General features: G+C 58.5%; 18 protein-coding genes. 6 read left to right on the top strand and 12 right to left on the bottom strand.

What is annotated here, in order from left to right; translation table 11 throughout:
• Positions 1-56: 56 nt before the first annotated feature.
• Together TL5118_RS10055 and TL5118_RS10050 are read left to right on the top strand one after the other, a co-directional pair.
• A complete protein-coding gene (locus TL5118_RS10055; RefSeq protein ID WP_058242391.1) occupies positions 57-1,169 on the top strand; it encodes an S-(hydroxymethyl)glutathione dehydrogenase/class III alcohol dehydrogenase in 1,113 nt (370 codons plus the stop codon).
• 79 nt (positions 1,170-1,248) lie between these two features.
• Positions 1,249-1,824, top strand: a complete 576-nt coding sequence (locus TL5118_RS10050) for an ATP-dependent Clp protease proteolytic subunit (protein WP_058242392.1) — start codon at positions 1,249-1,251, stop codon at positions 1,822-1,824.
• Here the strand turns inward: TL5118_RS10050 and TL5118_RS10045 are convergent, their stop codons facing one another.
• On the bottom strand, positions 1,825-2,457 hold the full coding sequence (locus tag TL5118_RS10045; RefSeq protein ID WP_058242393.1) for a TetR/AcrR family transcriptional regulator: 633 nt from the start codon (positions 2,455-2,457) through the stop codon (positions 1,825-1,827). It lies immediately after the preceding gene.
• Between the two features lie 185 nt (positions 2,458-2,642).
• Here TL5118_RS10045 and mbfA point away from each other — a divergent pair, with 185 nt between their 5' ends.
• Positions 2,643-3,617, top strand: coding sequence for an iron exporter MbfA (mbfA, locus tag TL5118_RS10040; RefSeq protein ID WP_058242394.1), 975 nt, complete (start codon positions 2,643-2,645; stop codon positions 3,615-3,617).
• A gap of 105 nt (positions 3,618-3,722) precedes the next feature.
• Here mbfA and zapE read toward each other — a convergent pair whose 3' ends face one another.
• Positions 3,723-4,784: a cell division protein ZapE gene (gene zapE, locus TL5118_RS10035; RefSeq protein WP_058242505.1), complete on the bottom strand. Its 1,062-nt coding sequence runs from the start codon at positions 4,782-4,784 to the stop codon at positions 3,723-3,725.
• Positions 4,785-4,947: 163 nt separating this feature from the next.
• Here zapE and TL5118_RS10030 point away from each other — a divergent pair, with 163 nt between their 5' ends.
• Entirely contained in the window at positions 4,948-6,183 is a 1,236-nt protein-coding gene (locus TL5118_RS10030; protein WP_058242395.1) for an MFS transporter, read from the top strand.
• Positions 6,184-6,245: 62 nt separating this feature from the next.
• Here TL5118_RS10030 and TL5118_RS10025 read toward each other — a convergent pair whose 3' ends face one another.
• The 6 genes from TL5118_RS10025 to TL5118_RS10000 all read right to left on the bottom strand — a co-directional run bounded on the left by TL5118_RS10025 (position 6,246) and on the right by TL5118_RS10000 (position 12,420).
• Complete coding sequence (locus TL5118_RS10025; protein ID WP_058242396.1) at positions 6,246-7,163, bottom strand: ornithine cyclodeaminase family protein; 918 nt, start codon at positions 7,161-7,163, stop codon at positions 6,246-6,248.
• Complete coding sequence (locus TL5118_RS10020) at positions 7,160-7,786, bottom strand: HAD family hydrolase (protein ID WP_058242397.1); 627 nt, start codon at positions 7,784-7,786, stop codon at positions 7,160-7,162. Before TL5118_RS10020 ends, TL5118_RS10025 begins: the two co-directional genes overlap by 4 nt.
• Before the next feature lie 4 nt (positions 7,787-7,790).
• Positions 7,791-8,243: a YaiI/YqxD family protein gene (locus tag TL5118_RS10015; protein ID WP_058242398.1), complete on the bottom strand. Its 453-nt coding sequence runs from the start codon at positions 8,241-8,243 to the stop codon at positions 7,791-7,793.
• Positions 8,240-9,070, bottom strand: coding sequence for an S-formylglutathione hydrolase (fghA, locus tag TL5118_RS10010; RefSeq protein WP_058242399.1), 831 nt, complete (start codon positions 9,068-9,070; stop codon positions 8,240-8,242). Before fghA ends, TL5118_RS10015 begins: the two co-directional genes overlap by 4 nt.
• A 67-nt stretch (positions 9,071-9,137) precedes the next feature.
• Entirely contained in the window at positions 9,138-10,430 is a 1,293-nt protein-coding gene (locus TL5118_RS10005) for a hypothetical protein (protein ID WP_058242400.1), read from the bottom strand.
• Complete coding sequence (locus tag TL5118_RS10000; RefSeq protein ID WP_058242401.1) at positions 10,411-12,420, bottom strand: ATP-binding cassette domain-containing protein; 2,010 nt, start codon at positions 12,418-12,420, stop codon at positions 10,411-10,413. The genes TL5118_RS10005 and TL5118_RS10000 overlap by 20 nt, the downstream gene beginning before the upstream one ends.
• 280 nt (positions 12,421-12,700) lie before the next feature.
• Here TL5118_RS10000 and TL5118_RS09995 point away from each other — a divergent pair, with 280 nt between their 5' ends.
• Positions 12,701-14,293 carry a DUF3131 domain-containing protein gene (locus tag TL5118_RS09995; protein WP_242601767.1) on the top strand — a complete coding sequence of 531 codons (1,593 nt, stop codon included), beginning with the start codon at positions 12,701-12,703 and terminating at the stop codon, positions 14,291-14,293.
• Entirely contained in the window at positions 14,245-15,693 is a 1,449-nt protein-coding gene (locus tag TL5118_RS09990) for a hypothetical protein (protein ID WP_131727435.1), read from the top strand. Before TL5118_RS09995 ends, TL5118_RS09990 begins: the two co-directional genes overlap by 49 nt.
• A 96-nt stretch (positions 15,694-15,789) precedes the next feature.
• On the opposite strand, the gene TL5118_RS09985 is transcribed toward TL5118_RS09990, so the two are convergent.
• Genes TL5118_RS09985 through TL5118_RS09970 form a run of 4 tightly spaced genes read right to left on the bottom strand, consistent with a single transcriptional unit; the run spans position 15,790 to position 21,058 of the window.
• Complete coding sequence (locus TL5118_RS09985) at positions 15,790-17,091, bottom strand: DUF3131 domain-containing protein (protein WP_058242404.1); 1,302 nt, start codon at positions 17,089-17,091, stop codon at positions 15,790-15,792.
• Positions 17,088-18,893, bottom strand: coding sequence for a glycosyltransferase (locus TL5118_RS09980; protein WP_082626163.1), 1,806 nt, complete (start codon positions 18,891-18,893; stop codon positions 17,088-17,090). The genes TL5118_RS09985 and TL5118_RS09980 overlap by 4 nt, the downstream gene beginning before the upstream one ends.
• 30 nt (positions 18,894-18,923) lie before the next feature.
• On the bottom strand, positions 18,924-19,670 hold the full coding sequence (locus TL5118_RS09975) for a hypothetical protein (RefSeq protein ID WP_058242406.1): 747 nt from the start codon (positions 19,668-19,670) through the stop codon (positions 18,924-18,926).
• Positions 19,667-21,058: a sugar phosphate nucleotidyltransferase gene (locus tag TL5118_RS09970; RefSeq protein ID WP_058242407.1), complete on the bottom strand. Its 1,392-nt coding sequence runs from the start codon at positions 21,056-21,058 to the stop codon at positions 19,667-19,669. The genes TL5118_RS09975 and TL5118_RS09970 overlap by 4 nt, the downstream gene beginning before the upstream one ends.
• Positions 21,059-21,177 lie beyond the last annotated feature (119 nt).

Genomic DNA, 21,177 nt, shown 5'->3' with positions numbered 1-21,177 from the left:
CGGGCACCTGAACGGGCCGCTCAACCGCTGCCCGATATTGTCGCGGGAGGGATAAAATGCGCACAAGAGCCGCTGTTGCCGTAGAAGCAGGCAAACCGCTGGAAATTATGGAAGTGAACCTTGAAGGCCCGAAAGCCGGTGAGGTTCTGGTGGAAATCAAGGCCACCGGCATTTGCCATACGGATGAATTCACCCTGTCGGGCGCCGATCCTGAGGGCATGTTCCCCGCCATTCTGGGCCATGAAGGCGCCGGTGTGGTGCTGGAGGTGGGCCCCGGTGTCACCAGCCTGAAGCCGGGCGACCATGTGATCCCGCTCTACACCCCGGAATGTCGTGAGTGTGAATACTGTCTGAACCCGAAAACCAACCTCTGCCAGTCGATCCGTTCGACCCAGGGTGCGGGTGTGATGCCTGACGGGACCAGCCGCTTCTCGATGTTGGATGGCACGCCGATCCTGCATTACATGGGCTGCTCGACCTTCTCAAACCACACGGTTCTGCCCGAGATTGCGCTGGCCAAAGTGCGCCCTGACGCACCGTTTGATAAGATCTGCTACATTGGCTGCGGCGTCACCACCGGCATCGGTGCGGTGATCAACACCGCCAAGGCTGAGATCGGCAACCGCTCCATCGTCTTTGGTCTGGGCGGCATTGGTCTGAACGTGATCCAGGGGCTGCGCATGGCCGGTGCGGATCAGATTGTGGGCGTGGACCTGAACCCCGCCAAGGTGGAAATGGCCAAGAAATTCGGCATGACCGATTTCGTGAACCCGACCGAGGTCGAAGGTGATCTGGTCGGACATCTGGTGGAACTGACCGGCGGCGGTGCGGATTACACCTTTGACGCCACCGGCAACGTGCAGGTGATGCGCACCGCGCTGGAATCGGCACACAAAGGCTGGGGTGAATCGATCATCATTGGTGTGGCCCCGGCGGGCGCCGAGATTTCCACCCGTCCGTTCCAGCTGGTCACGGGCCGCAGCTGGCGCGGCACTGCCTTTGGCGGCGCACGTGGCCGGACCGATGTGCCGAAAATCGTTGATTGGTACATGGACGGCAAGATTGAGATCGATCCGATGATCACCCACACCATGGGGCTGGAGGACATCAACAAAGGCTTCGATCTGATGCACGCTGGCGAATCTATCCGCTCGGTGGTTGTGTACTGATCTTTCCCAACCGGAAAACTGCCCTACGTCGAAATGCGTCGCCCCTCGGGCGGCGCATTTGTGTTTAGGGAGCATTCACATGAGTAAAGACACCGACAAGAGCGAGGAGGGCGGGGGCGCCTTTGCTTCGCTGTTTCTCAAAAGCCGCAGCGTACTGGTCACGGGGGAGATCAACGACAAGCTGGCAAACAAAGTGGTCACACAGCTTTTGGCGCTGGCCGAAGAAAGCGACGATCCGATCAACATGTTCATCTCATCCCCCGGCGGTCACGTCGAAAGTGGTGACATGGTGCATGACATGATCAAGTTCATCACCCCCAAGGTCCGCACCATCGGATCCGGTTGGGTAGCCAGTGCAGGCGCGCTGATCTTCATCGGGGCAGAGAAGGAAGACCGCTATTGCCTGCCCAACACCCGTTTCCTGCTGCACCAGCCCTCAGGCGGGATCGGCGGTCAGGTGACCGATATGCAGATCCAGGCTGAACAGATCCGGATCATGCGGGAACGGTTTGACAACCTGTTTGCCGCAGCCACAGGCCAGACCCCTGAAAAGATCAGTGCAGACACCCAGCGGGATTTCTGGCTGACCACGGATGAGGCGGTGGCCTACGGGTTGCTGGATAAGGTGATCGAACGGGCGGATCAGCTGGGCTGATCAGCGCGATTTTTCAGTACCGTAGCGGGCCAGGAACATGTCAACCGCGCCCGCTGCGATACGTTCAATTTCAGCTTCCGAGAATTTGGTCTGGATGCCGAAAACCATCTTGGCAAACAGATCGGTTTTACAAAGTTCAGAAAACTGATCTGCGGCAAGTTCCATGTCTTCGATTTCAAATTCGCCGCGCTCAATTGCACAGTTCAGATACTCGGTGATCCGTGCCCGGCCCAGCATTGGGCCACTTTCGTAGAATTCCTGCCCCAGTTCGGGGAAACGATCGGCCTCAGCAACACAGATCCGAAACACCCGTTGAGAGAATTCAGAGGTGATGATCGTGGTGATCTGTACCGCCGCCTGCATCAGCGCCTCACGTGGGGTGGCTTCCAGATCGGTCAGCTCCAGCGCCTCATCCGCCTGACGCTGGCATTCATTGCGCGCTACCTCGGTGAACAGCAGCCGCTTGTCGGGGAAATAGCTGTAGAGCGTCGCCTTGGAAACACCTGCCGCCTTGGCAATGTCATCCACTGAGGCGCCGGAAAACCCATCTGCCATAAACACTTCACGTGCACCCTGCAGGACCTGATCAAACTTACGTCCGGTGCGAATGACTTCTTTGACAGCTTGCGACATGTGGGTCCTTTTGGCGGGGCCCGAGACGGACCAGGATGCGTCGTCTTTCTGGCGGGCGGGAATCGGTTGCGGGCGTGTGTCAGCAGGCTGTCACTATAAACTGAGCAGTTCAGTTTAAACAAGCGATGGGTTGCACTGCGGTGGGTTAGATCATAACTTAGAACTATTCTAAGTTGGGGGTTCCCATGCGATTTTCAATACACCGGCGGAAATTCCGCGATCTCTCGGAACAAGAGATTTTGGCGCTGGCCATTTCATCCGAAGAAGATGATGCACGCATTTACCGGGGCTATGCGCAGCAGCTGCGCCAAGACTACCCCGACAGCGCGGCGATTTTCGACGGTATGGCGGCGGAAGAGGATGATCATCGTCGTCAGCTGCTGGCCCTGCACAAACAGCGGTTTGGCGATCATGTGCCGCTGATCCGCCGCGAACATGTTGCGGGCTTTCACGCGCGCAGGCCCGTCTGGTTGTTGGAAAACCTCGGGGTAGAGCGGATCCGGACCGAGGCCGCCGCGATGGAACGCGCGGCGGAGGCGTTCTATCTGAAAGCCGCCAGCCAGACAAAAGATGCTGACACCCGTCAGTTGCTTGGGGATCTGGCTGCGGCAGAGGCAGGCCATGCCGATCACGCGGAGACGCTGGAGAATCGCCTGTTAGGCCCAGATCAGCGCAGCGACGAAGAGCGCACAGCGCGGCGCCAGTTTGTTCTGACCTGGGTGCAGCCCGGTCTGGCCGGTTTGATGGACGGCTCGGTTTCAACCCTGGCGCCGATCTTTGCCACCGCCTTTGCCACGCAGGACACCTGGACCACCTTTTTGGTTGGTCTTGCGGCCTCGGTCGGGGCGGGGATCTCCATGGGTTTCACCGAAGCGGCGTCAGATGATGGCGAGCTGTCCGGTCGCGGCTCCCCGTTCAAGCGCGGTGTCGCCTCAGGGGTGATGACAACGGTGGGCGGGCTGGGCCATGCGCTGCCCTATCTGATCCCGGATTTCTGGACCGCCACATTGATCGCCTTTGCGGTGGTGTTTCTGGAACTTTGGGCCATTGCCTGGATCCAGAAGAAATACATGGAAACCCCATTCCTGCGGGCCGCACTGCAGGTGGTGCTGGGCGGCGCATTGGTCTTTGCTGCGGGTGTGCTGATCGGATCGGGGTAGCGAACCTCAAGCGGCAGGGTGGGGGGCTTTGCCCCCTCTGGCACCCGTTTGGTGCCATTCACCCCCAGAGTATTTTTCGGATCATTGAAAGGGGCGGGGGCTGTTTCAGCCGTCCTTGCCCCAGCTGGCCGATTGCATTTCCCGCAACCGGCTGGCGGTGCGTTCAAATTCAAACACGCCTTCGCCTTCGATATAGAGGCTTTCGGGCTGGTCCGCGGCGGAGCAGACCAAACGGGTGCCGGCCTCATAAAGCGCGTCGATCAGCGTTACGAAACGTTTCGCTTCGTTAAAGTTTGAACGCCCCAGACGTGGAATGTCTTCGAGGATCAGAACCTTCACGGTTTCCGCCAGCGCCAGATAGTCGCCAGCGCCCAGCATCTTGCCACAAAGATCATAGAAAGTGGCCCGGGCGACGCCGTTGCGGAACTGCGGGATTTCCACCTCACGGCCTTTGACCTTGAGGATCAGCGGTTGCGCCGGCCCGCCGCTGAGGTGTTCCCAGACCTCACGGATTTTCTGCCGACTGGCCTCATCAATGGGGGTGAAATAGACCTCTTCGCCCTGCAGGCGGTTCTGGCGGTAGTCATTGGGGCTGACCAGTTCCCAGACGCACATCTTGTCCTTCAGGATATCGATGAAAGGCAGGAACAGCTGGCGGTTCAGCCCGTTTTTATAGAGGTCATCGGGCACCCGGTTTGAGGTGGTGACCACCACAACCCCGGCATCAAACAGGATCTGAAACAGGCGCCCCACGATCATCGCATCGGTGATGTCGGTGATCTGCATTTCATCAAAGGCCAGTACCTTGACCTCTTTGGCCACCTTCTCGGCCACCGGGGCCAGGCTGTCTTCGATACCGTCCTGACGGGCCTGATGCATCGCGGTGTGGATTTCCTGCATGAAGGCGTGGAAATGCACCCGCCGGGCAGGCACATCCAGCTGGTCCACAAACAGATCCATCAACATCGACTTGCCACGTCCCACACCTCCCCAAAGGTACAGCCCCTTGGGCGGCGGCGGGGCCTTGCGGAAGAACCCTTTCTTCACGGGTTTGGCCAGTTCGGCGCGGATGCGCTCAAACTCGGGCAGGACGGCCTCTTGTGCGGGATCAACCGTGATCTCACCGGAGGCAACACGCTGGGCGTAAAGATCGATTAGACTGCTCATGCCCTGCTGATAGCCAATCGCGCCCGATGGGGGAAGGGGGCGCGGGTCATCACCAGTTGTGGCCTGGGGTTTCACAAATGTTGAATTGACCTTGTGCTCAATTGTTAACAGGCTAATTTTCCACGCATAGGGAATAAACCCTGACCAAATTCAAGAGGCCGCCATGCAGAAATCTGCCCCTTTGTTCACGCCTGTTCTGATCGTTGGCTGCATCATCATCCTGACAGGCTTTGCGATCCGCGCCTCTTTCGGGGTGTTCCAGATCCCAATCGCTGAGGAGTTCGGCTGGCTCCGGGCCGAATTCAGTCTGGCCATCGCCATTCAGAACCTGGCCTGGGGGATCGGTCAGCCGATTTTCGGCGCCATCGCCGAAAAAATGGGCGACCGCAAAGCGATTGTGATGGGCGCGGTGCTCTATGCGATTGGCCTTGTGGCCTCGGCCTTTGCGACCACGCCCGGAGCGCATCAGTTTTATGAGATTTTTGTGGGCTTCGGCGTCGCCGGCACCGGCTTTGGTGTGATCCTCGCCGTGGTTGGACGCGCGGCCTCTGACAAGAACCGGTCGATGGCGATGGCGATTGCCACAGCAGCCGGGTCTGGCGGGCAGGTGATCGGTGCGCCGATGGCGGAATGGATGCTGGGTTTCATGACCTGGCAGTCGGTGTTCCTGTGTTTCGCGGCGGCGATCCTTGCGGTTCTGCTGCTGTTGCCGATGATGCGCGCGCCCGAGGCGGCAACCAAGGCGGAACTGCAGGAAAGCATGGGCGAGATCCTGAAAAAGGCGCTGAAGGATCCCAGCTACACGATGATCTTTCTTGGTTTTTTCAGCTGCGGCTATCAGCTGGCCTTTGTCACAGCGCATTTCCCGGCCTTCGTGACCGAAATGTGTGGCCCGATCATGCCCGGTGGCGTGCTGCATTCGATGGGGATCACCACCACCTCAGCCCTTGGCGCTGTGGCGATTTCGCTGATTGGTCTGGCCAATATCGCCGGCACGATTTTCGCGGGCTGGCTGGGCAATCGCTTCTCCAAAAAATACCTGCTGGCAACGATTTACGCCCTGCGCACGGTGATCGCAGCGGCCTTTATCCTGACCCCGATGACACCGACCACGGTGCTGATCTTCTCGATCTCCATGGGGTCGCTCTGGCTGGCCACGGTGCCGCTGACCTCGGGGTTGATCGCGCATCTTTACGGGCTGCGCTACATGGGTACGCTTTATGGCATCGTGTTTTTCAGCCACCAGCTGGGCAGCTTTCTGGGCGTTTGGCTGGGTGGCCGGATGTATGACACCTATGGCTCGTATGAGGCTGTCTGGTGGGTCGGCGTAGGGGTTGGCGCCTTCTCAGCGCTGATCCACCTGCCGGTGCGGGAAAAACGGATTGAGGCGATGGCCTGATCCGACCAAAAAAACGCCGCCCAGTTAGGGCGGCGTTTTTGGCTTTAAAGCGTTAGCAGGGCTTAGTCCGCTGCGTTCCAAGCGTCCAAAATGTAGCGGCTGGTCATCAGATCCAGATGGGCACCGCCACCATTTTTGAACAGCGTGATCTCATCGTCAGAGCGGCGCTGGAACGCGCCCAGGTCATAGTAATCTGCAATCATCTCATCGCGTTTCAGGGCGCCTGATTGCAGCGGGATCTCAATCTCACCGATATGGCCGATGGTGGTGTCAAAACTGTCGACATAGACGCTGGCACGTTGCAGCGCGGTATCGTCTGTTTCGCGCATATCGGGGCGGTAGGCGCCGATCAGATCGATGTGCTGGCCGGGTTGCAGCCACTCACCTTTCAGGATCGGTTCGGTGACCATCGTGGCGCTGGTGACGATATCGGCGGCCTTCACTGCGGTTTCCAAATCTTCCGCCACCTGCATGCCGGGAAACTCGGCGGCGAAGGCTTCGGCCTTGGCGGTGGTGCGGTTCCAGATGGTGAACGTCGCCTCGGGGAAGGCTGCGCCATAGGCCTGCCGCAATGACCGGCCCACAGTGCCAGCGCCCACGATCAGGATGTTGCGGCTGTCAGGGCGCGCCAGACGGGTGGCGGCCAAGAGGCTGTCACCGGCCGTTTTCCATTTGGTCACCAGATGGAAATCCACCAGCGCCTCCAGCAAGCCGTCCTGATCGCCATAGAGCGAGACGCCGCCATTGACCATCGGCGTGCCCTTGTCGGGGTTGCCGGGGAAGATGGTGGCGGATTTGACCGCCAGCCCCAGCCCGTCAATCCAGGCGGCGCGGTTCAGCAGCGTGTCCTTGCCGCGGTAGAGGAAAGTATCAGCGATTTCGGCCTTCGGCAGCTGGTGACCCTTGGCCAAAGCGGCGGTGAAATCCAGCCAGTTCAGATGCGACTCGCCCTCGTCAAAGGGGATGATGGTGATGCTCATGAAGCCTCCTGCGCCGTCAGGACGCCATGGGTGACCAGACAGTCGGCCCAGCCCTGCGGGGTGGTAAAGAGATGGGTGTGCCAGCCCCGCGCGGCGGCGGCGTCGATATTGGCGGCTGTGTCATCGGTGAACAGCAGGTCCCGCGGCGCGCGTCCTGTCGCCTCTTCAACCGCCTGATAGATCGCAGGATCCGGCTTCGCCAGCCCCAGCTCAGCCGAGACAAACCGTTGGTCAAACAGGGTCAGAAACGGATGATGCGCCCCAGCGATGGCCAGGGTTTCGCGGCCAAAGTTGGTTAACGCGACCACGTGGTGGCCCTTTGCCTTCAACGCTTTCAGCAGGCGCACCGAATGGTCGATGGCCCCGGGCAACAGCTCGATCCAGCGCTCCGCCCACATCATGATTTCATCGGCGTAATCCGGGTGCGCCGCCGCGGCTTCGCGCATCACGGGCTCTGGTGCTTCACCCAGATCAATCCGCAGATTGTACCCATAAAGGTCCACCGCCGCGAACAGCGCCTTGCGCCTCTCAGGGCCAATCTCGGCGTCATAAAACGCCTCCGGCTCCCAATGAACCAGCACGCGGCCCAGATCGAAAACCACCGTTTTGGGGATATGTGACACTGCCTTACCCTTTCATCGCGGCGCGGATTTGCCGTTCTAATGCGTCCAGAAAACGGGACCGGTCGGCCTTGGAAAACGGCCGTCCGCCGCCCTGACGGAAGGGATCCGCGGCCCGCAGGTCGGTCATCAGATCGCGGGTGGCCAGGGCGTTGCCCACGTTCGCCTTGGTCAGGGCTTCGCCATTGGGTTTCAGAACCAGCGCCCCCGCGGCAACGCATTTGGCCGCCAGCGGGATGTCATTGGTGATCACCACGTCACCCGTTGTGGCGCGTTCGGCGATCCACATATCGGCGACATCCGGTCCCTCGGGCACGATCACGCTCTCAACCAGCGGGTTCTGTGACGGGCGCAGGCCGCCGTTGCTGACCAGTTTCATTGCAATGCGGTGGCGGGTGGCAACCCGCTCGGCCTCGGCCTTGACCGGGCAGGCATCCGCATCGACGTAGAGGATCGTCATGAATAAAGCGCCTCAGCGTGGAAGGCGATGTGATCTTCCATGAAGGTCGAGACGAAGAAATAGCTGTGATCATAGCCTTTCTGCAGCCGCAGCTGGGCCGGCACGCGGCGGGCGTTCACGGCTTCGGCAAAGGCTTCGGGCATCAGCAGGTCGATGAACTGATCATTGCTGCCGGTGTCGACCAGCAGCGGAATGTCCAGCCCTTCGCCGCGCATCAGCAGGGTCGCGTCATGGGCGGCCCAGGCGTCTGGTGCGTCGCCCAGATAGGCCTGCAACTGCTTGCGTCCCCAATCCCCGGCGGTGGGGTGGCAGATCGGTGCAAAGGCCGAGACCGAGCGGAACCGGCCCGGCAGGCGCATCGCCATGGTCAGCGCGCCATGCCCGCCCATCGAATGACCGGTGATCGACTGACGTTCTTCGTCAATTGCAAAATTGCCGGTGATCAGCCGCGGCAGTTCCTCGGTCACGTAGTCCCACATGTTGTAATGCGGCGCCCAGGGGGTCTCGGTCGCGTTGACGTAGAAGCCGGCGCCTTTGCCCAGATCATAGGCCTCATCATCGGCCACCGTGTCACCACGTGGTGAGGTGTCGGGGAAGACCAGCGCCAGGCCCTGCTCCGACGCCCAGGCCTGCGCCCCGGCTTTGACCATGGCGTTTTCATGGGTGCAGGTCAGGCCGGAGAGGTACCAAAGCACCGGCACCGGGCCGTCCTCAGCCTCCTCCGGCAGGAACAGGCCAAAGGTCATATCGCAATCGGTGGCCTCAGACCGGTGGCTGTATACCCCTTGGGTGCCGCCGAAGCAGCGGTTTTCGGAAATCACGTCCATGTCTTATCCTCTCTCTCCCAGGGGCGCGCCCGGCCCGGGGAACGCCGGTGATTTGGGTTGCCTATGGCTACCGCGCCACATCCCCAAGGGGCAAGAGAGGAGTTTGCTTTGCAAAGGCCGCTGCGAGGGTAGTTGGCCAAGACAGATCCGCCAGACCCGGTGGCAGCTGACGGCTGATTACCTCGGCCAATGTGGTGCGCGGCAGGATCACCTCAACCTGTGACCGGCCGTTCATCAATTCCAGCTTGCGGATCACCTGATCACGCCAGAGCGGCGCGTCTATCTGATCAGGGTGCAGGGTCAGGGTCAGTTGGCTCTGCCCCTGTTCAGACATTTGCCCCGGCACGGTGTCGATGGCCGTCAGGCGGGCGGGCACTTTGGGCGCGGTCAGCGGCAGGCCCGCCAGCCGCAGTAAAGCGCTGTCGCCCACCTTAAGGGCACTGCCCCGCGCGGCAGGGATCATCGCCTGGGCGTGATAGGCATCCTGTATGATCCTCAATTGGGCAATGACGATGTCGTCATCATAGCGGCTGGACGGTGGCAATGGTCGTATCCGTTGCAGTTGTCCGGGTGCGGGGCTGCGCAGATGCGGATCTGCCAGATAGGCCTCAACCCGGGCAAGTTGCTGTTCCAGAGTCACGCGGTCCTGCGCGACCGCCTTGGCCTGATCAACCAGCGCGCTGTCCTGCGCGGTGATCTGGCGCGCGATCTGCAGTTCCAGCACCTGTTCTTCGGCCGAAAACCGCAGCGCAACCAGCGCCATTCGCAGGCGCAGGGATTCGCGCTCAACGCCTGAGACATCCGCAAGGGCGTGTGTGAGGTTCTGTTGCACCAATTGACCCCGATGGCGCAGCTGCTGCAGCTGTTGCTGCAGTTCCAGCCGGTCCAGCGCAATGGTTTGATGCTGCAACCGGCAGGCGCTGAGCGCGGTTTGCATATCCAGCCGCACGGTGCCCTCAAGGTCACGCGCCGCATTTTCATATTCCTCCAGGCGGGCCTGGTTGAGCAGACAGTCCTGCGCGCTGGAACTGATCATGATCGCGCTTTGTAGATATTTCTGGCGATCTTCCAGCGCTTTGACATCGAAGGATAAGATCGCGGTCCCCTCGGTCAATTCGGTGCCTTGCTGCACCAGAAACTCCCCCATCGGAATATGCGCCGGTAGCAGCAAATCCTGTGGTGTTTCCGCGGCCTGTAGTGCGCCTTTTAACACGATGGGGGCGTTCAACTGATGGGTTTGCGATAGAAAAAACGCGCCCACAGCCCCAACCGTCAGGAGCGCCCAACAGGTGATCAGCCAGATCACCGGAGCAAGCCGAAACCGCCGCGGCGTGACAGATTTATGAGCGGTTGAGGGCATCTGCTGTCGTCTCCGACGTGGGGGTGCTTTGCGGGCTGGATTTGCGTGGATCGTAGATGGAAATGGCAACCTGCAGCCAGTTTGATCCATTGTGGACGGTGTTTTCGACGCTCATACTATCGCGCAGGATACGCGCCAGCGGGGCCTGCGTCAGCGCGCGATCGCTGTCCGCATCGCTTTGGGCTTTCGCCAATGCGCCGCTGGAGAGTGGCTGCGCCTGTTGCAGCCGCAGGATGCAATGGCCGGCAAAAAGCTTAATCTCAAAACACACCGTGTCCCCAGGTGGCGAGGTGCCCGTCACGGCGCCGGGTCCCATACCCGGTTCTGTGGCGTAGCAGGCCAGCGCCAGCATTTCATTGGCGACCATACAGACCGCCCGCCTGTTGGCATCATCGCCATCACGGCGGAACTGGGCACAGATCCAACTGTCCAGCGCCTCCTCGCTGTCGAGATCGCGTTTTCCCACAAACCGTTGCCAGCCTGAGGATTCTCGATCGCGTATCTCTGTGGCTGAGGCCATTTCGACCAATCGTCCATTTTGCAGCACGATCAGTTGATCACATTCTTCCAGCAGTACCCGATCTTCGGTGACCAGCAGGATAATTGCCCCACGCCGGCGCTCCTCGCGCAGGCGGGTCAAAAAGGTGCCGCGCAGTAATTCGCTGGATCCGTCTTCGGGACGATCAACCAGATAGGCAGCGGGGCGCAGATAAAAGGCGCGCGCGAAGGCCAGCGCTTTCTGTTCGACGTTTGACAGAGTTGTTGCATCTGGGCTGGCGATAATATGTTGAGCCACATCGCTGTTGTGGACGAGGGATTTTAGCAAATGCTCCCCCCTCGGGCTGTCCGGAGATCTAAAACAATAGAGGTTATCGCCACCGCTGCCCGGCAGTACCCGGGGCTGTGCCCCGAGATAGATCAAATCCACATCCCGTTCCCGGCCGCTGCGATGCCAGGGCGATTGCCCGTGGATCGATACGTGTCCGGATACCGCCAGATTAGTCAGATCATGCGGGGCGGTCAGGGCCTTTAGCAGCAAAGATTTCCCGGCGAAACTGTCGCCGGTGATGCCCGTAACACTGCCAGCTGTCAGTTGAAATGACAGATCCTGCAGCAGTTTATGACCGTCGCGATCGCTGACGCTCAGATGTTCAACCTTCAACCCGCCGTCTAACCCAGTGTCACCCTCGACCGCGGCGATGGCTGTGACGCTGCTGGCCTGTTTCGCAACCTCTGGCGCGATCTCAGACCGCAGCAGAAAGACGTCAGTGATCGCCAGAACAATACCGTAGCTGATCAAGGCGGTGGGTGCGATTGCGGCGGCGCTCAGCACCTCATGCAGGGTCAGCCAACAGGCAAGGGCAAAGCTGCTGATGAAAGTCGCCAGACGCATGGATTTCAGCAATGCCATTATAAAGGCATGTGGTTTGGCGGGCGCGTTCAGTAGGTCAATACCGTGCTGGTCGCGACCTATCAGCAGTGACGTCGCCTCCGCCGGCAGGATATCCCAGCCCGGATCGCGCGGCAGCCAGCGCGACAGTGGAATACTGATAAGCCACCCCAATATGCATCCCGCAAGCGCAGGCAGTGCCAGCAGGGGATGCAGGGTCGCTAGCCCACCCAGTGCTAGAACGGCCAGCAGGGCCGGGCCCATGGCACCGCTGCGTTTGCGCAACGGGCGCAGCCCGGCGAGGGCACGCGCGTGACCGGTTTCAAACAACACCATGCCAAGGATCGGCACCAGCGCTGTGGCCCCTAACAGCAGCGCAAGGCTTTCAATGCCTTCAATAGCGACAAGTTTATGCAAAAACACCGCAAAGACGGTGAGGGAAAGCACACAGAGCGCGCTGCCAAAGGTAAACCCGGCCGACAGCACCGACGCCCAGAGCGGCAGGCTGCGATCCTGCATAACCAGCGCGGACCTTTCCTTTTCATCCATTTTTTCAACGGCTTCTGCGGTATGCTCTAGGGGCGTTTGGGTCTGTGACATGATCGGTTTCCTTGCCATCTCAGCCCTGTGTAACCGGCACTTCTTAAGATTGGGTTGTACCAACGCAGAAACTTGCGCCGGTTGGGGCGCCGGATGCGTGCCGCTGCAGGAACAGGCGGTTTGGTCGCTATTTGTTAAGGGCTTTGGTGTTCCATAGGAGGGAATCGCAACGGAGGCCGTGATGCCACGCACCCCAAACACCCCCAAACGACGATCCCCTTTCTGGGGAGGGGTAGTGTTATGCGCTGCGATTTTGGTGCTTAGCGGTACGAGCTATTCAGTGGGTGTCACGGCACGGCAGATTTTCCTGCAACAGGAAGAAGAGGTTATTCCGATCATTGCCGGTGGTGCGCTGGATGACATTCCTGCCCTGATGCGTGGCAACCTGCCCAGTGCAACTCTCAGCCTGGTTGAAGGCGAGGCATTGCGCGAAACGCCGCCCCGCATGTGTGACATGCCGGATGACTATTTTGACAAGCTGGATCGTGGCTTGGATCGCGTTTCGGGCTACACGCCGCATAACGCCTATGTGCGAAAATATCGCGCCCGGCGCGGCTTCCTGAGCGAACGGGAAAAACGTGCCGCAAAGGTGGCCTGGCACTATTTTGAAAAGTTCACGCAGGAAAACACCGGGCTGGCCAATTCGGTTGGCAACTACCCCTCCACCACATTGTGGGACACAGCATCCTATATCGCGGGGATGGTCGCGGCCTATGAGCTGTGCATCATCGAAAAAACCGAATTTGATCAGCGGATTACGCTACTATTGACCACGATAAAGTCACTGGAGTTGTTCCGGAAAGAGCTACCTAACAAGGTGTATCACACCAAAACCGGCGCCAAGGTGGACTATACTAATAAGCCCGGCGAAATCGGATATTCCGCCCTTGATATCGGTCGCTTCCTGGTCTGGATGCGGATCTGCAAGAACCGCTACCCCTATTTGGCAAACACCATCGATTCCGTGCTGCTGAAATGGGACTTCAGCAATGTCATCGACGATGAGGGGCTGATGTTCGGCACCTATGTCGACAAAGAAACCGGGGAGACGGTGTACGCGCAAGAGGGCCGGCTGGGCTATGAGGAATATGCAGCCAAAGGTTTTGCCCTCTGGGGATTTCGCCCGCTGCTGGCCCACCGGGCGGAACCGTTCCTGACCGCCTCCATTTTCGGCGTTCAGGTGCCCTATGATGGCCGCGACCCTCGGGTGTTTCATTCCCAAAACTATGTAGTGACCGAGTCTTACCTGCAGGACGGGATGGAGCTGGGATTTGATCTGCCCCATGATGATGTCACGCCGGATTGGCTACACAGCGATGGTTGGCGAGCGGAATTCGCGGATCGGATATATCAGGTGCAGGAAAACCGCTGGCGGCGCACCGGCTTTATGACCGCGCGGTCAGAACATAACGTCAAAGGCCCCCCCTATTTCACCTACGATACGATTTTCTCCGACGGCTATCCCTGGAATACGGTCACGCCACGGGGGGATTATGTGCCCGATCATGCGGCCGTTTCAGCCAAAGCGGCACTGGGCCTCTGGGCGCTTTGGGACAGTGATTACACCGATGTCCTCTTTGAGGCGATGATCGAACTCTATGATCCTGAAAACGGCATGTACGAAGGGCTATATGAACGGGGCCAGGGCCGCGTTGCGATCTTCACCGCCAACAACAACGGGATCATTCTGACAGCGCTGCTGCATAAGGTTCAGGGCACAATTCTGACCCCGTATCGCGGTGAGACTGAGGTTTGGTACACCGCATACCGGGATCAGGACATTCGGTTGCGGCGAAATTACCCCGACCCGCCGCAAAAGCGGGATTGGCTGCCGGCATTGCGTCACTCTATCCAGGAAAAGGCGGATTTTTGATGAAACAGTTAAGCCTCTTCGCGCTTGTTGCGCTCTCACATGTTGTCGCGGGTGGTCACAGCTTGGCGCAAACCGCAACCGCTCGGGTGGAGGAGTTCACCGCGGAAAACGCTATCGTGGACACCTCCATCCCCTTTGCAATTGGCGCCAGTGAGGCGCGGCAATCGCTGCGTGGTGCCTTTGGCTGGCCAACCTTTCAGGAAGGTCTGGTCGAAGGTGTGTATTTCCGTTTTGATCCAGATGGTTATGCGCGGTTTTCCCCTAATCCAAGGTTGGATGTCGATGTGTTCGAGGTGCTGTGTAAATCGCGCACTCAGGAATGCCATGGTCGTAAGGCAGGCCTGACCGTCTTTCTTACGCCACAGGGCCAGTTGCAGCTGACGCTTGAAGGGGTGATCGCCGGCGACGGTTTCTATCTGTCAGAAGGCGTGAGTGAGATCCAGATCCCCGAACGGGTGCTACAACCTCTTGACCTTCAAATGGAAAACTTGCTGGCCTCATCGGTGGAGTTGATCGTCCGTCGGGGCGGTGAAGAGGTTAGTCGTCATTCGCTACGGGGTTTTGTTGCCACGACTGCTTACCTGCGCTGGGTTGCTGCCCGTCAGGATTATGCGGTTTTGCCGCGTGGTTGGCCGGTACCGAATTCTCGGACCAATACTCCCAGCCAGGGACGGGTGCAGACGACAAACTGGCAATCGCCGACGCCGCAGCCACAAGTCATTGCCATTACGCAACCAGCTGCGCCTGGGCCCGCTGGGTTGTCACCCGATCGCATCGATGCCCAACTGCAGGAATTGCGGGACATGGTGACTGCATTGCGTCGCCCACCGGAGGTGGCAGGGGGGGAGGAAATCGCCTCCACCTCCGATGAGGTGGCCAGGTTGGAGCAGCTGTTGCTTGACTTGACAGACGAGGTGCAGCTTTTGCGTGATCCCGTCTCACCGCAGATCACTCAGCCTGTTGTAGAAGAGATTGTTTCCCTTCCCTCTCAATCAATGGCTGAGGTAAAAAACGGTCAGACAACTGAACACCGCACCACAGAAAAACTGACCTATCTGGTGGAGCAATTGGGTCTTGACCTGCGCACAGCAGTGGCTGTGTTGGAGCTGGCGGAGCAGGAATTGCAAGATGACGGTGCACTGGCCACGCCGGAAGACCTTTACACCCCGAGTGTGACCACTGTTGCCTCTCCGCCGATCCAGTCGGATTTGCTCGAATCCCTATGGGGGGAAATTAACCAGCCCCAGATCATGGAAATCGAGGCTGCAACTCCCGAGATTGAGGTAGAAGTTAAGCCGTCGATGCCAGTAACAGTGCGCGAATACCGTCTATTGTCTGACTACTTCGCCTCTGCCGCGTTGCCGATTTTGGCCCCCGAAGTGTCTGGGGACACTCATTAGTCATCAGATTGACCACCAAGTGTTCGCTATTCTCTTTTGGAAAAGAGATTTGCGTCGACCCTAGGATGCGACAAAGCGTGTATTCCAGCACACCTGTTAGCGCGTGATAGATGTCAGCATTGGCCCAAACTGCTTGTAGTAAAGCGCTTGCAAAACCACGGCGTTTGTATTGGCAGTATAGATTTCATTAGGGCGCAGATCTATTTCGTATTTGCCCGAGGCCCAACCCGCGGGATGGGCAAGGTCGGCCAATTGCTGTCGAATCATTTGTGTGTATTCAGTTTCAAAAATCGCGTCCCAGGCGAACGTGGCTTTCAAGCTTATGCTACGCAGATCCGGGTGCATTCCGCCGTGCTCGTCCACCACGGCCCAGTCTTCCCCATTGCTGAAGATCGACATGTAGAGAAAATGAGGCGGTTGATCGATATGGGATTCTGACACCATTGTTGGAATGCCGTCATCACGAAATCGGTTTTCCTGCGCCAGATAGACTTTACTGGCCATAAGATGCCCCTCAGATGAAAGACCGAGTTCGAGCGCCTGCAAGAAAAACGGTTCGCTGAGCGTTGGGGTGATTGCGGTGAACTGTTCAGGACTGCGGCGATCTGTGGGCAGTAAAACACCTGCGACTTGGCGCCATTGCACAATCGGCTTGGCACTCACCGCATCTAAGACATCCAAGCCCCAAAGCGCGGCGGCCCGAGCGCCATATTGCTCATATCCAATGCGTCCTTCCTGCAAGAATTCCGTTCCGGCTTCAGTCACATGAGCACCATAAAGCCTACCTTCGCGCGCCATGGCGGTCAGATCCCATCGGGCCAATATTGCCCGCAGGTCTGCACCATATTCGGGATGGTGAACTTCCAACATACGGAAAGCAGAGAGCAGCCGCGCTACATCAAGTGCGGACCAGCCAATCCCACTAGGAACGGGCTGGTTTTGGTAGTCAACCATCGCAAGCGTTTGGGTGTTATAGACTTTATTCGGTAGCTTCTCCTCAAAGAGCTCGATTGATTTAATACTCTTCAAAAGAGATTGTGCCCTTGTCCCAAAGCTCTCTTCGGTGATCAGGTTCAGCCTGTGAGCGGCCACGAGGGCCAGCAAGTAAGACCCCTGATCCCAAAGTGTTCCTGAGGGAAAGCCCGCCACCGCATCCACCAACCCTGTTTCCGGGCGATAGTTTTGTTCAAAATACTGCCAAGCATTTCTGGCGGCCTGGTGGTCCTTGGCTGTCAGTCCGCGCCTGGGTTTGAGAGTTAGTAGAGCGCTGTCAGTAGGAAAGGCTGTGTAGTGCGTCGTGGAGTTGAACCCTTCGTCGGACAAAACAGCAAATCCCGCAGTTGCGGCCAGACCTGCGCAAAAGATAAGACTGGAAAGGTTTTTTGTGGCGCGGCTCATGGATTTGCTTCCTTCATTTGTGGGGACAAGTGAGCGTGGTGAGCAGTAGGTGACTTGCCTATTGCATGCAGCCAAGTGGCAAATGGGAGCTGGAGTAGAAGGGTGCAATTCCAGGTGAGCCAAAACAAGTTCACCACCAGAAGTGACAGGCTAAAGTTCGGACGCCCCATCAGAAATTGCCAAATGCCAATGAGGGCGATCAGAAATAAGGCTAGGGCAAGCATCAGGTTTGGTCGAAGAAAACGCATGTCTTCGGCCCTGGATAGGGTCTTGGGGGTTGGTGGAAACTGAGGCCGATGTCCCCTGGCCACCTGCCAGAATGCCTTAAGCTGCAATGGCAAGGTTGCGACGGACAAACAGCGGCCCTTGGTGAGGCTATGGCCCTTACTAGAGAGGATCATGGCCAGTTCATTGGCAAAAACCATTGGCAAAAAATGCAGAAAAAAGCTGGCGGAATAGGCTTGGACCGGCGCTTGGCCCGTCATCAGAGAAAAGGCAGGGGCCATGAGGAGCAGTGGCGTCCAAAACACGGACAGGTGGGCATAGAATGTGGCCGCGTAATGCAGTCGATGTCGCCAATGCATACCGCGGCGGAAAATCGGATTGCGGCGCAGGATCAGATCGATGCTGCCGCCGGCGTATTTTAGACGCTGGGTGCAAAAGGCCTTGGCACTTTGCGGGGAGAGCATTTTTGCCTCTGGCTGCGGATGGTAGACGGAGCGCCAGGGATGACCCTGCACACTATGCAGTTCAATTGACGTATAGAGATCCTCTGAGACGTGAAATCGATAGGGTTCCAAACCCGACCTATGCCGTAGCTGCGTCGGGTTTATGTTTAGATTTTGCGCCTGCTGTCTGTTCGTGCGACTTTGACACAAGAGCGCGGTTTCAAAAATCGCTTCCCTGCGGTGGATGGATGCGGCGCCACAGCAAAAGGATGCGTAGTTGCGATTGCGGCGCCGTTGGATCACATCAAAAAATACGGTGGGATCGCTGAGAAAAGGGTCGGCTGCAAAGCGATGTTTGGCGGTTAAGCGGTAGACCGATTTGCGCAGCCATCGAGGACAATGCGGGGCAAACCGCGACAGAATTGCGATGGCTGTCTGGCCGCGGGGGAGGTCATAGAACCAATGCGGCGTCTGTACCCAGGCGACCGAAGCATCGCGAAAGTAGCCAAGTGTATTGTCCAAAAATCTTGGGAAGAGCCGCGTGTCGGCATCACATATTACGACGAAATCACCGCTGCTATGAAACAGCCCATTGCGCAGGTTGCCCGCTTTGAAGCCGATATTGCTGGTGCGAGAGAGGTAGCGGGCGCCGTAGCGCTCTGCCAGATTGGCCATTGAGGGTCTGGCCCCGTCATCCAGCAGGTAGATCTGTAAATCGCAATCAGTTGGGCAGCACACAGCCTGAGCGGCGGCCAGAGTTGGCGCGACCACCTCGCAGCCTTCGTCAAAGGTTGTGATGAAAATATCGATCCGGGTGATTGGCCTCGGTTGCACATTCGTATTTTCGCTGATGTCGGGACTGGCTGGCGCTTCTGGCGTATCGCCCTCCTGCCAAATATCGTAGAAAAACAATAGGGTGCCGAGCGCAAACAGTGTTTCGGCCGTGGCGACTGCGACTGAGAAGGTCATCGCCTCAGGATTGAGTGACGCTGTCCAACGCCAATGCAGATACAGTGCCAGGAAACCGATGGTAAGTCCGGCGCAGAAGTGCCAGGCGGCCTGACGCAACGGTGATAGGGGCGGAAAACGCGGCGGCTTTCGATACTCAAATTTTGAAAAATAGGCGCTGCGCATGTTATGCCTCAAAGCCGGAAAATGGACGGTTTAACGGGGGTTTACCTGCCTGTGATCGCGAATGAAGGCTTCGGCCACACGCAGGATTGCGCTGCGTTCGTCGCCGCGGTGGTCCTTGGCCGTGGAGCCGGTCGAAAAAGACCACACACCTGCGGAGATTTTGATACGGATATCGCGCGCCAGCATCACCTCTTGGCTGAGGCTGGCGAAGACTGAATATTCATACAGGCAGTGGCCTTCCGGATCGCGCATTGAGAAAAACAGGCTCATCGTTGGTTGGCCCGGGACTGTGGCGATCGTGTCCTTGTCAACGACTTGGATTCCGGCCTCTGTCAGCATTGCAACGAAATCGAGGTGTAATTCTGAACCAAAATTGTTGGAAAATCCTGGTGGGGATTTCAGGTTGTTCAGATCGACATGGATCGCCTTAATCCCGCGCAGAGCCTCAATCTTTAGCGACCTTGGCAGCTCCAGAGGGTCAAAACCAACGGCCAGTTGTGTCTGTTGTGGGGTGCAGACCGCAGGGGCATCGGGGTGATCGGCCTCGACCGGCAGTGCACTGCTCCGGGGATCCATGACGCCGAACATGCGGTAGATATTGGCGGGGTATTCCGGCGTTAGCGGGCGGCTGGCAAACTCGCGTTTGACGATGCAGCCGGCCCCGTTCGGGCAGTCCCGGCCGACATGGCGATAGCGTTCCCATAAGATCCAAAAGCGATCTTCAGCCCAGGTTGGGCTGGGTAGCATTAGAAGTAACAGCAGACTCAGGTATTTCATGCCGAAACCTCTGACATATTTGGCTGCTGTAGCGCGGGGATGTTGTGATCGACGGCACAGACTTGATCCAAGCGCGCGAAAGAGGGTCGCGGTTTTTGTCCCGTCGCGTGTTGGTGGTCTACCGACCAATGGGCTGAAGTGATTTGCCCCGTAACCCAGGCGCTGGGTTTGACCCAGGTGCGGGGTTGGATAATGCTGTTTGAAATCAGGCACGGCCCGCTTAGCCGGCTGCCGGCACCGATGACGCAGGGGCCTTGCAGTTCGACCCCAGCGGCCAAGGTTGCCCCGGGGCCGACATAACAGGGCGGTGTAAGTTTGGCGCGGCGTGACACGCGGGCCCCCGGCGCGATCCAAATTCCGGGGCGTTTCTGTTCTCCCGAGGGCGACAGCGTTTTCACCTCGCCACGGAGCGCCATAAAATGGGCTTGCGCGTAGTCCTTCGGGTTGCCCATGTCGACCCATTCGAAATCTGCAACATAGCTGTGCAGATGGCCGCCACGTTTCATAATCGCGGGAAGGAGGTCTGCTGCAATATCAAGACCCTCTGCATTTCCCTGGCCGACCAGGGCGCGCGGGTTAATGATGTAGATACCGGTGCTGGCAAGGGTCGATTTTGCCTCTTGCGGGCGTGGTTTTTCCTGAAATGCGCGGATGCGCCCGCTGCGATCGATCTGCAGGATCCCGTATTTTGAACATTCCGCATGTGGCACCTGGCGCGCGGCGATCGTGACCTCTGCGCCGCTGGATTTGTGTTGCCGCATCATGTCTGCCAGATCGATATCGGTCAGCGCATCGCCACAGAGCACAAACACATCGTCTTCGATGGCATTGTGGCGGTGCTGCAAACGGGCAAGTGTGCTGGCGGATCCGATGGCATTGGCCTGCCAGCCCTGTGGCGTCTGCTGCCCTTCGTTATAAAACTGCAATCTGTGTGATGTGGATCGCGGTAAGTTCTGCAGGATTTGATCGCCAAGATGACCGGGGTTTAGCATCACGTCCTGAATGCCGAAGCGGGCCAAATGCTGCAGCAGATGCGACAGGATCGGCTTGCCGAACAATTCTAGCATCGGTTTAGGCGTGTCGTCGCTGAGCGGGGCCATGCGGGTGCCTTTGCCGGCGCAAAGCAACAGCGCCTTAGTGCCGGCCAGCTGGCAGCGGCGGAAATCGACGGTATCCAATGCGTCTTCAATGGTTTCATAGTAGGGCAACAGCTGCTCGGCGGGGCTTTGGCGAATGAACCGGTCCACCGCAGGAGTGGCATTGCAGAAGGCCAGTGGCTGGCCAAGCTTGAACTGCGCAGTAAATTCAACCAGTGCCCCTAAACCGGCATAGGTGACCCGCCGAACTTTGGCGAGGTCAACAATCGTGGCCGCACTGCCATCGTTCATCATTTGTTCCCGAGCCATAAGCAGCGGCCCAAGATCCGATGACGTCAGCCGATAAGAACTGGCACGCAGGATCGAGATGCGACCGTAGTTTCGGTGTTGATGAGCATGGAGTTCTCCTT

Source organism: Thalassovita autumnalis, from assembly GCF_001458255.1.
GTDB lineage: Bacteria > Pseudomonadota > Alphaproteobacteria > Rhodobacterales > Rhodobacteraceae > Thalassobius > Thalassobius autumnalis.
Note: the sequence above shows the minus strand (reverse complement) of the source record. Positions and strands in the feature narration are given on the sequence as shown.